Origin of the sequence: Bacillus cereus group sp. N24, assembly GCF_016483345.1 — a bacterium.
In the GTDB taxonomy this organism is placed as follows: Bacteria; Bacillota; Bacilli; order Bacillales; family Bacillaceae_G; genus Bacillus_A; species Bacillus_A toyonensis.
Map to the genome: position 1 here is coordinate 1 of NZ_JAEHCA010000083.1, position 845 is coordinate 845.

Consider the following 845-nt stretch of genomic DNA (forward strand, 5'->3'; position numbering starts at 1 on the left):
CAATTATCAGGAGGGACAACAGGACTTTCTAAATTAATTCCTAGAACACATGATGACTATATTTATAGTTTACGTGTTAGTGCTGAAATTTGTAATTTAAATGCAGAAAGTGTCTATATGGCAGTTCTTCCAGTAGCACACAATTACCCGATGAGTTCTCCAGGAACATTTGGAACTTTCTATGCGGGTGGAAAGGTAGTGTTGGCAACTGGAGGGAGTCCAGATGAGGCATTTGCTCTTATAGAAAAAGAAAAAGTGACGATTACAGCGCTCGTTCCACCATTAGCAATGATTTGGCTTGATGCTGCATCTTCCCGTAATAACGATTTATCGAGCTTGCAAGTGATTCAAGTAGGTGGTGCGAAATTTAGTGCCGAAGTTGCGAAGCGTATTCGCCCTACATTTGGATGTACGTTACAGCAAGTGTTTGGTATGGCAGAAGGGTTAGTAAATTACACAAGATTAAATGATCCGGAAGAAATCATTATTCATACACAAGGAAGACCGATGTCTACATCCGATGAAGTAAGGGTTGTTGATGAAAATGATAACGATGTAAAACCTGGTGAAGTAGGTAGTTTATTAACACGAGGTCCATATACAATTCGTGGTTATTATAAAGCAGAAGAGCATAATGCACGATCATTTACAAAGGATGGATTTTATCGCACAGGTGATCTTGTAAAAGTAAATGAACAAGGTTACATCATTGTAGAAGGAAGAGATAAAGATCAAATTAATCGTGGTGGTGAGAAGGTTGCTGCGGAAGAGGTTGAAAATCATCTATTAGCACATGATGCAGTACATGATGTAGCAATTGTATCTATGCCTGACGATTATTTAGG

At 38.7% G+C, this 845-nt stretch carries 1 protein-coding gene; it reads left to right on the forward strand.

Annotated elements, in window-relative coordinates; translation table 11 throughout:
- Nucleotides 1-845 (forward strand): (2,3-dihydroxybenzoyl)adenylate synthase (locus tag JDS95_RS30425; RefSeq protein WP_199691045.1); only part of this gene is annotated, 845 nt, incomplete at both ends.